The sequence below is a fragment of the Lentzea sp. NPDC037011 genome (genome assembly GCF_055607425.1).
In genome coordinates this window covers 26,154-41,275 of the sequence record NZ_JBVJRT010000023.1, presented here as the reverse complement: position 1 = coordinate 41,275, position 15,122 = coordinate 26,154, and the positions used below count along the sequence as shown (strand labels likewise).

Here is a 15,122-nt window from a genome sequence, read left to right as displayed (position 1 = left end):
CGCTCTTTCAACACTCCGGTACTGCCCGACGATCAGGCATTTGCTGTGTACTCCACCCCGCGAGCAACTCAGCAGGAACGCTGCGGCTGCTGGCGAACTGGGCTACCTCGCCTATGGACATGAGCTCTGTTGTCGAAGGACAACCCGACCACGCGCGGCTGACCGAGTTGGTCGAGCGCGGTCGCAAAGCCATCCGGCAATCAGATCTTGTTCCACTGGTTCGGCCGCTCAGGACCTGTGGGCGCGGATGACCGGCAGAGGCTCAGCAGCCTGCTCTGGCCAATGACGCGACATGCTGTCGTGCAGGCTGTGGCACAGGCGGCCTACCTCGCCCAAGTCGGTGTCGATCGCTGCCATGGCCGCGACGACGGCCGTACGGTGCAGAAGGCGGCGGCGAGCGGTGATCGTGCCCCAGCGCCAGTCGCGCTGGATCACCCGAGCCAGCTGGTCGACATCGTCCCGGTGTGCTCGTTCCACCAGGGCATCGCCCTGGATCAGCCACCCGGCACAGGCATCGGCCAGGTGATAGGCCGGCTCGCCACCAGTCTCCGCCCGCCACTGATCGTGGTAAGCCTGCTCGGCCTGCTCCCGGAGCGTTGCGGGGGTCTCAGTGACGCACCAGCAGGTGGGAAAGCCGATGCGCAGGTAGGCGAGTTCGACAAGGCCGTCGCCAAGAGCGGCTTGTTCCAGATCGACGAATCGCACGCCGCGGTCGGTGTGCAGATCGTTTCCCGGGCACGGATCGCCATGCAGGAGCGCGTGACCGTCGTGTGCCCCCAGGCGCGCGCACAGCTGCTCCAGTTGCGTCACCGCCAGCGGGGAAGCCGGTACGTCCAGAGCGCGTGCCAAAGCCAGGAAGGCGGCGATGTCGCGGGAGTCAGGACCGCGATGACGTGGCAGCAGGTCGCCGTCCTGTTGGGTCGTGGTCGCGTGCAGGCGTGCCAGTGCCGACGCGTAATCGATCACCCAGTCAGGTGCCGGTGGGCGAGAGGCGATGTGTTCCAGGACCATGACGTGGTTCTGCTGATCGGTTCCCAGCACTTCGGGCACGACAGGTTCGCTGGCGCGGGCGGCCAGGCCTAGCGCCGCCACCTCGTGGGTGTAGCGGGCTGAGGCGTCCGTGCCACCGACGATCTGCTTGACGACGGCGGGTGCGGAGTCGAACTCGACCAGCCATACCCGCGACCGTGGACTGCTGGCCAGGCGGCGCACTGTGCGCGGTGTACCCAGAGCGGTTCGGAGGTGTTCTGCGATCGGAGCGCGAGACCCTCGCAGCACGCTCACGCGGCACCTGTTGCCGGTGGCCGAACCGGGTCGTCCCGGCGCTCGGGCGTGACCTGATCGGCGATGATCTCACCAAACCTCATGTAAGTGCACCTCTGGTGGGGTTTCGGCTCGGTTGTTGCGTTGGTCATCGCCTTGATGCTCGCATGGCCGCGCTGGCGACCATGTCAGGGGTGGATGCATGCCCGTTCAGGGCGCGGCGTTGCCACACGGCACCGTTACCTCCGGCGAGGACTTCGTCGAGCGACTGGGTGACGTGCCGGTGTTCACCTGTCTCCTCGAGCTGGTCGCGCAAGTGCGCGACGAGGGCCTCGAACGCCTGCCGGGGTGTCGCCGGTCTCAAGGACTCCGGGTGCAACAGCCTGCCGGTGAGACCCTCGTGCGCCGCGCACCAGTAGGCGGCTCGCAACGCCTCGTGAGGCACCGGCTGCGCCACATCGCCCATCTCCACCGCGCGCACCGCTGCGCCCACCAGTGCGCGGACCAGGGTGGCCAGCAGCACCGTCTCCTCCACAGTGGACGGAACGTCGCTCACCCGGACCTCGACGGTCGGCAGGCGGTGGGATGGCCGAACGTCCCAGTAGACCATTCCCCGGTCGAGGATCACGCCGGACTCGATCATCATCGCGACCGTGGAGTCATAGTGTTCGGCGGAGGTAAAGTACGGCGGCGGTCCCGAGCACGGCCAGCTGGAGCTCAGAATCGAACGCCAGCTCGCGTGACCCGTGTCCTGCCCCTGGTGCACCGCGGAGTTGGCGGTCAGCGCGAGCAGGGCGGGAAGCCAGGGACGCAGGTGATTGCTGACCTGCACCGCCATCTCGCGGTCCGCGACACCGACGTGGACGTGACATCCGCAGGTCTCGTACCTCCTCACCAGCAGACCGAAGCAATCAGCCATGCGGCGGTAGCGAGGGCTGCCGGTGATCGCCTGGATGTCGTCGTCCACGATGCTGACGCCGCTCGCCACGATCCGCGCGCCGATCTGACCGGCGGCGTCGGCCGCGATGGATCGCGCGGCCGTCAGCTGAGTGCGCAGTTCCTGGGCGCTCCAGCACACGGAGGTCTTCGTCTCGATCTGAGCGCTCATGAGTTCCACGTCGAGATCGCCACCGAGTCGCCTCCCCGCGGCCACGACGTCGCGGTTGCGCGGCAGCAACCGGCCCGTCGCGGCGTCGTGCAGGAAGAATTCCTCTTCCACCCCAACGGACAGCGCTCGACGGCCTTCCCGGCCGGGAGTCGGTGCCGGACGTACCGACGTGATTGGCGCACTGCGCGTGATGTCCACGGGCTACGGGTCCTTGTCAGCGAGCGGAGTGGACGGTGACCGGCAGGCTCGTGATGCCGTTCACGAAGTTCGAGTGGAGGTGCCGCACCTCGCCGGCCTGCTCGAACCCGGCGACCCGAGCGGCCAGCTCCTCCAGCAAGGCGCGCAAAGCGGTTCGCGCGCCGGGGGCCCCGATGCAGTAGTGCCGACCGACCCCGAACGCCACGTGCGGGTTGGGCCAGCGGGCCGGGTCGAACGTGTAGGGGTCGGTGAACACCGACTCGTCGCGGTTCGCCGACCCCAGCCAGACGCACACGACGTCACCGGCGCGCACCTGCACCGGGCCCACCTCGACGTCGGCCGTCGCGATGCGCACCAGGTGGTTGGCCGGACTGGCCCACCGCAACGCCTCGTCCACCGCCGAGTCGAGCAGGTCCGGCTCCGCCTTGAGGCGGGCGAGGAGCTCCGGCCGTTCCAGGACGTGCGCCACGAAGTGCGTGCCCACGTGGCCGGTGGTGATGTTGGCGCCCATCACGAACGTGTACAGGTTCATCAACACCTCCTCGTCGGTCAGTCTCCGGCCGCCGAAATCGAGCTGCAGCAAGGTGGACACGAGGTCCTCGCGCGGCTGCCGGCGGTGTTCGCGCACGACGCTCGTGAGGATGTCCAGCACCGTCAGGTGCGCCATGCGCAGCGTTTCCTGGACGGACCCCGCGGAGAACACCGGATCGTCCGGGGCGATCCCGGCAGAGGCCCACCGGGTCAGCAGGGGCCAGTGCCGCTCGTCGATCCCGATGACCTCGCCGGCCGCGATCATCGGGAGCACTGCGAACCGGGCCGCGACGTCGGCCACACCGTCCTCGACGCACGACCGGACCAGATCGGCCACCCGGCTCCGGATCGAGGCGCACCAGCCCTCCATCGCGCGGGCCGACATCGCCCGCATGCTCGGCGAGCGGATCCAGCCGTGCTCGGGCGGGTCCATCAGGTTGACCGTCTTGCCCACCCCGATGTCCCCGTCCAGCACGGACAGACTGCTCCCGTGCTGCGAGCTGAACCTGGCGTCCTTCAGCACCTCGACGACGTCCCGGTATCCCGTGATCGACCAGAACCTCGTGCCGGCCGGACCCCGCCGCAGGGTGACCGGCGCCTCGGCCCGGAACCTCTGCCACAATCCGTGGGGATTCCCGCTGTGGTACAGCGACGTGCCGATCATGTCCACATCGGACAGTTCCATCGTGCTGTCTGCACCGGACATGCGCACGGCTACTTCCTCCCGTCGATCGGCAGCGGCCCGTCCAGCGCGCCGAGCAGTTCGTCCAAGGCCTCCGTGTAGAGGCGCGCCAACGCCACCGCGGTTTGCTCGGTGTAGCGGGCGGAGTCGTACGTCCAGACGCCGCTGATCCGCGCACCGTCCTCGCTGACGAGCAACGCCAGGTCGCTGCGCACGGGAACCAGGTCGCGATCGTGGCCGACCTCCTCGAAGGTAAGACCGGGCAACGACCTGTCCACCCGCGGCGTGTTGTCGTAGCCGAACTTCACCTGGAACAACGGGGGCTGATGGCGGTTGCGCCGCGGGTTCACCGCCTGGACGACCTGGTCGAACGGCAGGTCCTGGTGGGCGTACGCCTCCAGCGTGGTCTCGCGGACCCGGCTCAGCAGGTCTCGCCAGGTCGTCACGCCAGTGAGCCGCACCCGGAGCAGCACCTGGTTGACGAAGTAGCCGATGAGCCGCTCGACGTCGTGGTCCGACCGGTTCGCGACGTCGGCGGCAACGACCAGGTCGTCCGTGCCGCCGTAGCGGGACATCGTCGTGCAGAGCGCGGTGAGCAACACCATGTACGGGGTGCAGTTCTCGCTCCGGCACACCTCCCGGACGCCCCTGACCGTCTCGGGTGAGAGGTCGAAGGGCAGTGAACGGGGCGCACCCGGTTCGCCCACCGACGGGAAGTCCTGCGGCAGCCGGGGAACGTCCAGGACGCCGTCAAGCCGCTGACGCCAGTAGGCGATCGACTCGGCGAACCGGCCGGACTCGCCGAGTTCACGTTGCCAAATCGCGTAGTCGGCGTACTGCACCGGCAGCTCCGGCAGCGGCGACGGCCGTCCGTCCTGGAACGCCTCGTACAGCTCGGCGATCTCGTTCACCAGCACGCCTTGCGACCAGCCGTCGTAGGCGACGTGGTGCACGGTGAAGAGCAGCAGGTGTTCGTCGGAATCCGAGCGGACCAGCAGCACCCGCCAGTGCACCTGCCCGGCCAGCGCGAAGGGGCGGGCGAACTCGCGTTCCACCAGCTGCCGCACCAGCTCGGCACGCTCATCCGGCCCTGCCCGGCTCACGTCGACCACCGGGACGATCACGTCCGCCTGCGGGAGCACCACCTGGTGCGGCACCCCTTCCTGCGTCACGAAGACCGTGCGGAGCACCTCGTGCCTGCGGGCAACCTCGGTGAAGCACCGCTCCAGCACGCGAACGTCGAGCGGTCCGCGGATCGAGGTGAAGGCCGGGCAGTTGTACTGACTGCTACCGGGCTCGAGCTCCTGCAGGAACCACAGGCGCTGCTGGGCGAACGACAACGGCACCTGGTCCGGCCGGCGCCCGCAGACCAGCGCCGGCAGCCCCACCGGTGCCGCGGCGTCCCGCAGCTCGTCGACGTGACTCGCCATGTCGGCCAACCCGCGCCGCTCGAACGGCATCGAGGCCGCGATGTTCACGCCGAACACCTTGCGCAGCCGCAACACCAGCTGGAACGTGAGCAGCGAATGCCCGCCCAGCGCGAAGAAGTCGTCATCGGGCGACACCTCGTCGCGGTTGAGCAGCTCACACCAGACAGCGGCGATCGCGCTCTCGGTGCTGGTGAGCGGCCTGTCCACCGAGCGGCGCTCCGCGGCCCTCTGCCGCACCGCCGCGAGACGGCTCAGCATCGCGTGGTCGACCTTGCCGCTGGCTCCCAGCGGCATCTCCGGCAGGAGCACGTGCCGCGCGGGCACCATGTGGGCGGGCAGGTTCTCGGCGAGGTACTCCTTGACCTCGGACAACCTCGGCGCGCGCACGTTCCTCCACAACGGGTCGTTCGCGTACCGCTGCCAGCTCTGGCCGCTCGGCGGTGAGGGCGACGACACCACGACCGGACTGCCCGGCCTCGAGAACACCACGTCGAAGGAACCGTCCGACCTGCCCTCGGACCAGCTCACGGTGACCTCGTGGGCGGTGTCGGTTCCCAGCCGCCAGAGGTCCTCCGGCTCGACCCCGGCCGCAGCTGACGTCTCGGCGAGATCGAGGAGCTCACCGACCGACATCGCCTGGTTCCCGGCCTGCCGGAGCTCGTCGAGCGCAACGGTCCGGATGAGCCGCGCGTTCGGCACGGCGCGCACCCCGACGGCGTCCGACCGCCCGAGGATCTCCCGCAGCCGGGACAGGTCGAGACCGTCGGCCTGCCAGTCCAGCCATTCCGGCCGCACGGACGGTTCCGGACCGTCCACTGTGATCACCACGTCGTACCGGAAGCACGTCAGTTCGTTGTGGTGGTCGCCGCGCTTGAGCATCACCCGCACGTCCGTGATCCGCGGCCAGCGCTGACACAGCTCGCGGAACAACCTCGGATCGAGACAGAGTTCGCGCTCGTCCGCCAGCGCCGAGAAGACCAGCGCGCTCAGCTCGGCGGCGCGGTCGCTGACACCGAGCCGCGAAACCTGCACGGAGGTGTGGAAGAGTTCCAGCAACGGCAGGCTCCGCAGGTCTCCGAGGAAGACGTGCCCACCCGGCCGCACTGCGGCGAGGATCTGGTCGAGCACCTCGACCAGATAGCCGAGCGACGGGAAGTACTGGACGACGGAGTTCAGCACGACCACGTCGAAGCTGTCTCCCGGCCGGACGCTCTCGTGTGCGGGCGCGGCCTCGAGCACGACCGAGGTCAGGTCGATCGACTTCTCGAGGGCGCGAATCGTCTCGACGGAGAGGTCGGTTCCCTTGTAGAAGCCGACTTCCGGAGCGACCTTCTTGAGCACGAGGCCGGTACCGCAGCCGATCTCCAGCAGCCGCCGCGGCGCCAGGCTCAGGATCCGGTCGGCCGTGCTGTCCTGCCAGTGCCGCATCTGCGCGGGATCGATGCGCCTGCCCGTGTAGCTGCTGTCCCACCCGGCCAACTCATCGCGCCGGTCGTCGCGCATGGCCTCCTGATAGGTCTGGTCGTAGAGCATCCGCCACTCGTCCAGGCGGTCCGCCTCCAGCCCGGCCGCATGACCGGTCGGCGCGTCGAGGCAGTGGAACGCCACCAGTTCGTTGTCCGCCCCAGGACGTTCGCAGGCGACGACCGCGCAGTTCCGGAGATGGTCGAGCCCGCTCGCGAGCGTCTCGATCTCGGCGAGTTCCACCCGGTGGCCGCGAACCTTCACCTGACGGTCGGCGCGGCCGAGGTACTCCAGCTCACCGCCGGGCAGATAGCGGACGAGATCCCCGGTCCGGTAGAGCCGGGCGCCCTGCTCGCCGCTGAACGGATCCGGCACGAACCGTTCGGCGGTCAGCCCCGGACGGCGCCAGTACCCCTGTGCGACACCGGTTCCGCCGACATACAGCTCGCCGGGCACACCGATCGGGACGGGATGCCCGGCCCGATCGAGCACGTAGAGCCGCGTGTTGTGGATCGGCCTGCCGATCGGAACTCGCCCGAATCCGGTGGCCGGACCGGTAACGAGGTGCGCGGCGCAGGCGACAGTCGCCTCCGTCGGGCCGTACTCGTTGAAGATCCTCACGTCGTCGCGCCACCACGTGACGGCGTCGTCGTACAGCGCTTCACCGCCGACGACCAGGGTGCGGGTCCAGCTGGCCGGCCCGTCCGGCAGATCGTCGCGGTCGACGAACGACAGGTGCGTCGGGGTCAGCTTGACGAACGTGAGGTCCTTCGCGTCGCGGACACAGGTGCGCAACTGCTCACCCGGCACCTCGGACTCGGCCGGCAGCAGCAGCGTCTGCCCGGCCAGCAACGGGCCGAAGACGCTCGTCACGGTGAGGTCGAAACTCAGCGAGGTGAGCACGGGGACACCGCCGCCATCGCTGATCCGGTAGGTGTCCCGCGCCCACAGCAAGTAGTTCACGACGCTGCGGTGGGACACCATCGTCCCCTTGGGACGCCCGGTGGAACCCGAGGTGTAGATCAGATAGGCGAGGTCGTCGCACGAGACCTCCACCGCCGGCGGCGAATCGTGGCCAGCCGAGTCCCACCCGGCCGGGAAGTCGGCTTCGGTGACCACCAGCCGGCACAGGCTGTCGTCGGTGATCGTCGCCAGCCTGCTGGGCGGGTTCAGCGGATCGAGCGGCACGTACGCCGCGCCGATCTTCAACACCGCCAGCAGGGCGACCACCAGTTCGGGGCGGCGCGGCAGCTGGATCGCGACCCTCGAGCCCCGTCGCACTCCCCGATCGTGCAGGACGTGTGCGAACTTGCCGGCCTGACGGTCGAGTTCCCGGTAGGACAGCTGGGTTTCGCCCGCCGAGACGGCGACCGCCTCCGGTGTGGAGCGCGCCTGCAGTTCGATCAGCTCGTGCAGACACCGGTCCGGGAGTTCGGTCGTGGTCACGTTCCAGCCGTGCACGACGCGCTCGAACTCGGCGGCGGGCATCACCGGCAGATCGGCGATGCGTCGCGCCGGATCCGCGACGACGGCGCCGGCGACGGCCGCGAACGACAGGGCGATCCGCTCCACGGTGGACTCGTCGAGGATGTCCGTGGCGTACGCGACGCGGCATTCGAGGCCGATCCCGGTCTCCCAGATGTTGAGGTCCAGGTCGAACCGCGACGCGCTGTTCTCGAACTCGATCGGAGTCACGCCGACACCGGCCATCCGCAAGGAGGCGTCCGGCGTGTTATGCAGCGCCAGCAGCACCTGATGCAGCGGGTTGCGGCCGAGATCGCGTTCCGGGAAGACCTTGCGCGCGATGAGGTCGAGCGGGATGTCCTGGTTCTCGAAGACATCCAGGCAGGTTCGCCTGGTCTCGGTGAGGAAGTCGGTGAACCGGCGGTCACCGCCGGGAAAACCGCGGTAGATCGTGGTGTTCGCGAAGAACCCGATCAGGCCGGTCAGCTCCTGGTGCCTGCGATCCGCGATCGGACTGCCCACCAGGACGTCCTGCTGCCCGCTGTACCGGGCGAGCACGACCTGGAACACCGCCAGCAGCACCATGAACGTGGTGGCGCCGTGCTGTCGGCCGACCTGCCGCAGTCCGGCGGCCAGGCCCGGGTCCAGCGTGAAGGCGACAGTCGCTCCCCGGTGACTCTGCACGGCGGGGCGCGGCCGGTCCAGCGGCAGCGTCAGCGACTGCGGTGCGCCGCGGAGCCGATCGGCCCAGAAGGTGAGCTGACGGGCCGCGGCCTCGGAGCCGAGCCAGTCCTGTTGCCAGCGGGCGTAATCGCCGAACTGGACGGGCAGCGACGGGAGCTCCGGCTCCCGTCGCTGCACTGCCGCCTGGTAGCCCTCGCTGAGCTCGTGGCCGAGCACGCTCGCCGACCACCCGTCGAACACGAGGTGATGTCCGACCATCACGAGAACCGCTTCCCGCGCGGCCAGGAGCACCAGGTGGATCCGGACCAGTGGTCCCCGCTCGAGGTCGAACGGCTGCCGTAGTGCGGCGCGCAACAACTGCTCCACCACCGCGTCCTGGTCCCCGGCCGGGATCTGCCGAAGATCCACCACCGGAACCGGAACCGGCTCGGCGGGGAGCACCCGTAGCACGTGGTCGCCGTCGGCGGCCGGGAACACGGTCCGCAGGACCTCGTGCCGGCGGAAGATCGTGTCGAGGCTCTCCCGCAGTGCCGGGACGTCCAGGCTTCCGGTCAGCCTGCAGGCGAATGGGCTGTGGTAGTGCGAACTCTCCGGCGCGATCGCGTCGAGGAAGAGCAACCGGCGCTGGGTGAACGAGACAGGTGCGTCCCCGTCGCCGTCCCTCAGCAACGCGTACGCGGCCGGTCCTCGCTCGAGCAGGCGCGCACGGAGCGCTTCGCGCTGGTGCCCGTTGAGTCGTTTGATCCGTTCCGACAGGTCAGTCATGTCGTCCTTCGCCGTCTGCGCCCGAATGCATGCCCTCGACCTCGGCGATCAGGCCTTCCAGCTCGTCCAGTTCCGCGCCCGACCCGCGCAGCAGTTCGATCTGCGCGGCCAGACCCGCGAGCGTCGAATGCTCGAACAGCAGCCGGATGGACACCTCGACGCCGAACCGGTCCGCCATCATGGTCGCCATGCGGGTGGCGAGCAGCGAGTGTCCGCCGATCAGGAAGAAGTCGTCGTCGCGGCCGATCTCCGCGACGTTCAGCAACTCCGACCAGATCCCGGCCAGCCCGCGTTCCACTTCGGACGATGCGCCGGTGGCACCGCTCCCGGCCTGCGCGCCGCCGACCGGCAGGGCAAGCGCGCTCCGGTCGACCTTGCCGTTAACAGTCAGCGGGAAGTCCGTCATGAGCGCGAACTCGGCCGGCACCATGAAATGCGGAATCCGCTCGCGCAGGAAGTCGCGGAGCACCGCCGCCGTCAGGCCCGGCCGGTCGACGATCCGCACGTACGCCACCAGCCGCCGGTCGCCCTGGTGCTCCGCGGGCAACACCACGCAGCCTCGCACCCCGGGGCAGGAAAGCAGCGCCGTCTCGATCTCCCCCGGCTCGATCCGGTGCCCCCGGATCTTGACCTGATGATCGTCACGGCCGAGGAACTCGAGTTCGCCTCCCGCCGTCCAGCGCACGACGTCACCGGTCCGGTAGAGGCGGCTGCCGGGGAGACCGCTGAACGGATCGGGGATGAACCGCGAGGCGGTCAGCCCCGGCCGGCCCAGGTACCCGCGAGCCAGGCCGTCCCCACCGATCAGCAACTCACCGGGCATGCCCGGCGGCACCGGGTGCAGCCGGCGGTCCACCACGTAGAGCCGGGTGTTGGCGATCGGACGTCCGATGGCGACGGTGGCGGCGTTCGCGGCGACGTGCCGGACCGGGTGCCACGACGCGAACGTCGTGCTCTCGGTCGGCCCGTAGACGTGCGCCAGGTTCGCGGGCGCGCCGTGCTCGAGAACCCGGGACACCCGTTGCGGGTCCACCTTCTCCCCGCCGAACAACAGGTGCCGCAGACCCGCGAAAGCCTCCGGGTCCAGATCCGCGACCTCGTTGAACAACGCGGTGGTCAGGAAGAGCACGTCGACGCCCGCGGCGCCGATCGCCGCGGCGAGTTCGCCCGGTGCCCGCACGTCCTCGGGGGTGAACACGTGGACGCGTCCCCCGTTGAGCAGAGGTGCCCAGATCTCGAAGGTCGTGGCGTCGAAGGCCGGATGGGCGAAGTGCCCGACCACGTCGCCGGGGCCGATGGTCACGTAGTCGCTGCCGCACACCAACCTGCTGATCGCGTGGTGCGGTACCCCGACGCCCTTCGGTAGCCCGGTGGAACCCGAGGTGTAGACCACGTTCGCGAGGTTGGCGGCGCCGGCGGAGTGCGCCGGGGGAACCTCGGGGAAGCGAGTCGTGTCCGCGAGGCCGACGACGGGCAGACCGAGACCTGCGAGGTGGGCCTGGTCGTCTTTCCCGGTCAGCACCACGACGGCCTTTGCGTCCCCGGCGACGAACGCGACGCGGTCAGCCGGGTCGTCCACGTCCAGCACGAGGTAGCAGCCACCGGCCTTGAGCGCAGCCAGTGCACCGATGACGAGGTCGGTGGACCGGCGGAGGTGCAGGGCCACCGGGGTGTCCGGGCCGACCCCGTTCTCCCGCAGGGCGTGGGCGACCTGGTTCGCTCGGCGGTCGAGCCGCGCGTAGCTCCACTCGCTGGTGCCGTCGGTGAGGGCCACGGCGTCGGGAGTGCGAGCGGCCTGGTCCGCGAAGAGCACGTCGATCGTCGAACGTCGCGGGTACGGCCGCCCGGTGGCGTTCCACTCCTCGACCATCGTCCGGTGTTCGGCCGGCCTGAGCAGCGGGATGTCGTCGAACGGGAGGTCCGGCGAGCCAGCGAGCGCCTCGAGCACCACCAGCAGCCGCTCGATCAGGTCGTCGATCTCCGCGGCCGAGAACAGGTCCGTCGCGTACTCGACCTCACCGGTCAGCCCGCCGGGCGCATCGTCTACCACCGTGAACAACAGGTCATACTTCGCCGCCGCGCCACCCACGTTCCGCGGACGGACCCGCACGCCCGGCAGATCGAGTCCTGCGGGTGCCGCCACCAGCTGGAAGAAGGCCTGGCACAGCGGGTGCCGGCTCGCGTCCCGCAGACCGCCGAGCGCCTCCACCACGTTGGTGAACGGCACGTCCTGGTGGACGTACGCCTCGCGGCAGACCTCCGCGGTCAGCCGGACGACCTCGCGCAGGCTGGCACCGTCGGGGAGCCGGGTCCGCAGCACCAGGGTGTTGGCCAGGAACCCGATCATGTCCCTGGTCTCCGGCCGGGAGCGGTTCGCCGCAACGCCGCCGACTACCACGTCACCCTGCCCGGTGTGGCGGGCGAGCAGCACGTTGTACGCGGCGAGCAACGTCGCGAACATGGTCACCCGCTCGTCGCGGCTGTGCTGCCGCAACCGCTCGGCCAACTCGGGAGCGACCACGAACTCGCGGGTCGCGCCGCGGTGCGACTCCGTCGGCGGCCGCGTCCGGTATCGGGCGAGGTCCGTCTGCTTCAGGTCGGCGAGGTGCCGGCGCCAGTAGCCGAGATGGTCCTCCAGCGCGCCGTTGTCGCGCTGGGTTCGCTGCCAGTTCACGTAGTCGGCGTACTGCACCGACAACGGCGGCAGCCGCGGTTCCTCGTTCTCGCACAGCGCCTGGTAGATAACACCCACCTCGTGCAGGAACACGCCGAGCGACCACCCGTCGGCGATCATGTGGTGCAGCGTGACGAGCAGCACGTGGTGCTTGTCGCCCAACCGGATCAGCCGCAACCGCAAGAGCGGCGCGCGGCGCAGGTCGAAGGGCAGCGCCGCCTCCGCGGTGGCCAGTTTCTCCACAGTGGACTCGGCGGAATCGGCGTCCAGCGCGCTGAGGTCGATCACCTCGAGCGGGATCGTCAGCTCCGCCATGACGATTTGCTGGAGACCGCCGTCCCGGTCGGAGAAACAGGTGCGGAGGCTCTCGTGCCGCCGCGCGCACTCGTCGACCGCGCGCTCGAGGTGCGTGATGACCAATGGGCCGATCAGGTCCACCGCACCGGTGAGGTTGTACATCGCGGTGCCGGGCGACATCTGGTCGACGAACCAGAGCCGTTCCTGGCCGAGTCCGGCCGGGCTGGCGAAGGCCAGCTCCTGGGCGGCACCGCCGTCGAGAGCCGTCATGCCGAGGCCTCTCGGTTCGTCATCACACGTTCTCCTTCGGTTCCGCTGGTGTCACAGCGCTTTCAGCGCGCCGGTTAGGTAGAGCTCGCGGCACTGCCGCCGCTGGGTCTTGCCACTGGTCGTCCTGGGCAGCCCTCCGGGTTTGAGCAGAACGACCGCGGAGACACCGATGTCGTGCTCGGCCGCCACCTCCCGGCGAATCGCGGACAACAACGTCCGCCTGTCGACGGCGTTGGCGCGGTCGTGCGTGTCCGCGAGTGCGACACCGCGCTGCAGTTCGGCGGCGATGCCGAGCTTGATCCCCTCGGCGGTCTCGTACCCGAACGCCGCGCAGCCGTTCGCCGCGAGCAGTTCGTGGCTCTGTTCCACCGTCAGCTCGATGTCCTGCGGGAAGTGGTTGCGGCCGTCGATCACCACCAGGTCGTCGATCCGGCCGACGATCGACAGTTTCCTGCCGGCCAGGAAACCGAGGTCTCCGGTGCGCAGGTACGGACCTTCGCCCCCGGCGAGCCGGGCGCCGAACTTGGCGAGAGTGTCCTGTTCCCGTCCCCAGTACCCCTGCCCCACGCTCGGCCCGGCCACCCAGATTTCACCGATCTGGTCGGGCGCACACTCCACGAGCCGATCGGGGTCAACGATGCGAACCTCGACGGTGTCCGCGATCCCGCCGCACGCGACCACCAGCTTGGTGTTCTCGGCCGTCTGCTCCCCGGGACCGTCGTCGCAGAGCCGGACCCGGCCACTCGTCACGAGCTCCGACCTGTCCAGCCGCTGGGCAACGGGACCGCCGTCGTCCTTCACCCCGCTCACCACCAGGGTGGCTTCGGCGAGCCCGTAGGCGGGCATCAGGGCGGATCGGCGAAAACCCGCCTCGGCGAACGTGTCGGCGAACCTGTCGAGGGTCGCCATCCGCACCGGTTCGGCGCCGTTCAGCGCGTACTGCCAGGAGCTCAGGTCGAGCGAGGCCCGCTGCTCGGCCGAGATCCTCGCGACGCTGAGGTCGTACCCGAAGTTGGGCGCACAGCTGAGATAGCCGCGATACCGGCTGATGGCGTCCAGCCACAGCAAGGGGCGCATGACGAACGCCGTCGGCGCCATCAGCACGCACCGGCTGCCCGTCTGGATCGTCATGAGGATCTGCGCGAGACCCATGTCGTGGAAGAACGGCAGCCACGACACGATCGTCACGCCCTCCGCGCCGATGCGAAACGTGCCGGCGAACGCGGCCATGTTGCTGACGACGTTCCCGTGGCTGATCATCACTCCCTTCGGCGTGCTGGTGGAGCCGGACGTGTACTGCAGCAGCGCGAGCGTGTCGGCCGACACCGGACGCGGGCGCAGGTCGTCCGCGGACGCCGGGGCGAATTCGTCGAGCGCCAGTGACCGCGTCCGGTCACCGGACTCGTCGTCCTCGTACAGCGCGAGGTTGCTCGGCGCCAGCACCAGCGCGGCTCCGGCGTCCGCGCGAATGGCCCGCAGCCGTCCGAGCTTGCGCCGCGCGGACGCACCGCCGCCGGGATGAGGGGCGGGCACCGCGACGAGGCCCGCGTACAGGCAGCCCAGGAAAGCGACGATGAACTCGACGCCGCTCGGGTAGAGCAGCAGGACGCTGTCCCCGAACTCCGCCCTGGTCTGCAGCTGGGCCGCGGTAGCCCGGGCCCGCAGGTCGAGTTCGCCGTAGGTGATCGACTCCTTCGGCGAACCGTCCTGGTTCAGCACGACGAACGCGGTCTGGCCGGCCCGGTCGCGCACGCACCACTCGAGGGCGGCCAGCACGGTGGCGTCGCCCACGTGACTACTCGGCGACATGATCGAGGTCCTCGGGTACCGCGAACCGGAGTTCGGACGTGCAGAATTCAGTCCACTGTGGAGACTTCGAGTCCCAGATCCGCTGTTCGAGCGACTGGATCGGTTCCCGCACAACCGTCAGGTCGTCCCACAGGTAGACGAACACCTCGTCGGCTAGGTCCGTGGAGTCTGCCCAGTCCTGGAACTTCCTGAGCTCGCCGATCCGATAGGCCTGGCAGTATCTCGGCATCAGGCTTCCCCTCCCGGCGTGGCCGACTCCATCTGCCGGCGCAGGCTCAGCGGCCGCATGTCGGTCCAGACCTCATCCACGTGAGCAAGGCAGTCCTCTTTGGACCCGACTTTGCCCGCGTCCCGCCAGCCCGGCGCGTTGTCCCTGTCCGCCGGCCAGATCGAGTACTGCTCCTCGTGGTTGACCACGACCTTGTAGGTCGTCTGATCGGATTCGTCCACATCGAACACAACAGATCTCCTCTCCTGCTCGTC

At 69.4% G+C, this 15,122-nt stretch carries 8 protein-coding genes; all 8 read right to left on the bottom strand.

The genetic code is table 11. From position 1 onward, the window contains the following. Positions 1–228 precede the first annotated feature (228 nt). On the bottom strand, positions 229–1,212 hold the full coding sequence (locus ACZ7CH_RS39350) for a hypothetical protein (RefSeq protein WP_470376285.1): 984 nt from the start codon (positions 1,210–1,212) through the stop codon (positions 229–231). 199 nt (positions 1,213–1,411) lie between these two features. After that, positions 1,412–2,569 (bottom strand): carboxylate-amine ligase, encoded by a 1,158-nt coding sequence (locus ACZ7CH_RS39345; RefSeq protein WP_470376284.1) that lies wholly within the window; start codon positions 2,567–2,569, stop codon positions 1,412–1,414. 16 nt (positions 2,570–2,585) lie between these two features. Beyond that, a complete protein-coding gene (locus ACZ7CH_RS39340) occupies positions 2,586–3,806 on the bottom strand; it encodes a cytochrome P450 (protein ID WP_470376283.1) in 1,221 nt (406 codons plus the stop codon). 8 nt (positions 3,807–3,814) lie between these two features. Continuing rightward, positions 3,815–9,589: an amino acid adenylation domain-containing protein gene (locus ACZ7CH_RS39335; RefSeq protein WP_470376282.1), complete on the bottom strand. Its 5,775-nt coding sequence runs from the start codon at positions 9,587–9,589 to the stop codon at positions 3,815–3,817. Continuing rightward, complete coding sequence (locus tag ACZ7CH_RS39330; RefSeq protein ID WP_470376281.1) at positions 9,582–12,830, bottom strand: non-ribosomal peptide synthetase; 3,249 nt, start codon at positions 12,828–12,830, stop codon at positions 9,582–9,584. The genes ACZ7CH_RS39335 and ACZ7CH_RS39330 overlap by 8 nt, the downstream gene beginning before the upstream one ends. 51 nt (positions 12,831–12,881) lie before the next feature. Beyond that, complete coding sequence (locus ACZ7CH_RS39325) at positions 12,882–14,639, bottom strand: fatty acyl-AMP ligase (RefSeq protein WP_470376280.1); 1,758 nt, start codon at positions 14,637–14,639, stop codon at positions 12,882–12,884. After that, a complete protein-coding gene (locus ACZ7CH_RS39320; RefSeq protein WP_470376279.1) occupies positions 14,626–14,868 on the bottom strand; it encodes a hypothetical protein in 243 nt (80 codons plus the stop codon). The genes ACZ7CH_RS39325 and ACZ7CH_RS39320 overlap by 14 nt, the downstream gene beginning before the upstream one ends. Beyond that, on the bottom strand, positions 14,868–15,098 hold the full coding sequence (locus ACZ7CH_RS39315) for an MbtH family protein (protein ID WP_470376278.1): 231 nt from the start codon (positions 15,096–15,098) through the stop codon (positions 14,868–14,870). Before ACZ7CH_RS39315 ends, ACZ7CH_RS39320 begins: the two co-directional genes overlap by 1 nt. Positions 15,099–15,122: the final 24 nt, after the last annotated feature.

Bases quoted from the DNA above. Each gene is read 5' to 3' on its own strand.
- ACZ7CH_RS39325 (WP_470376280.1), bottom strand. From the start codon at position 14,639: ATGTCGCCGAGTAGTCACGTGGGCGACGCCACCGTGCTGGCCGCCCTC.
- ACZ7CH_RS39340 (WP_470376283.1), bottom strand. From the start codon at position 3,806: ATGTCCGGTGCAGACAGCACGATGGAACTGTCCGATGTGGACATGATC.
- ACZ7CH_RS39330 (WP_470376281.1), bottom strand. From the start codon at position 12,830: ATGACGGCTCTCGACGGCGGTGCCGCCCAGGAGCTGGCCTTCGCCAGC.
- ACZ7CH_RS39335 (WP_470376282.1), bottom strand. From the start codon at position 9,589: ATGACTGACCTGTCGGAACGGATCAAACGACTCAACGGGCACCAGCGC.
- ACZ7CH_RS39320 (WP_470376279.1), bottom strand. From the start codon at position 14,868: ATGCCGAGATACTGCCAGGCCTATCGGATCGGCGAGCTCAGGAAGTTC.